This window comes from Paracoccus salipaludis, from assembly GCF_002287065.1.
Taxonomy (GTDB): Bacteria; Pseudomonadota; Alphaproteobacteria; order Rhodobacterales; family Rhodobacteraceae; genus Paracoccus; species Paracoccus salipaludis.
Genome location: NZ_NSJZ01000148.1, coordinates 1 through 543, shown reverse-complemented (window position 1 = coordinate 543; position 543 = coordinate 1). Strand labels below are relative to the sequence as shown.

Annotated in this window: 1 protein-coding gene; it reads right to left on the bottom strand. The window is 67.0% G+C overall.

The window, feature by feature from the left end; translation table 11 throughout:
• On the bottom strand, window positions 1–543 hold a 543-nt coding region (locus tag CK240_RS17940), incomplete at both ends, for a terminase TerL endonuclease subunit (RefSeq protein WP_240517584.1).

Below are 543 nucleotides of genomic sequence, written 5' to 3'. Positions count from 1 at the left end.
ATCGTCAGCTTCACCCCTTCGTCGGCCATGTAGCGTTGCACCTCGTCCATTTTCCAACGGTCGAAGGCGAGGGCCTGCACGTCATAGTCCTGCACGATCTCGCCCAGGCGATGCACGATCCATTTCTTGTCGATCGCGCGGCCGGGGGTTGCCTCGAGGAGCCCCTGCCGGGCCCAAAGCTGATAGGGCACATGGTCGCGCCGTTCGGCTTCCTCGAGCCCGTCACGGGGCGCCCAGAACCAGGCGCGCACGTCGCCGCTGTCGGGGAAGAACGCGACAAGGGCCGTGAGGTCGGTTGTGGCGCTGAGGTCGAGCCCCAGATAGCACCGCTGCCCTAGCAGGTCGCCCGGCTCGGCCGCACATGCCCGCCAGTCCCGGCCGCTGATGAAGCGCGCCGTCGCGTCCACCGCCTGATTGAGATACAAAAGCCGGAATGACGGCTCACGGGCGGGCAACCGCTGCGCCTGCGCTGCCGCCGTCCGCATTTCCTCGAGGCTGCGGAAGTCGCCAAGGGCAGGGTTGCAGGCGAACCACGTTTCTTCC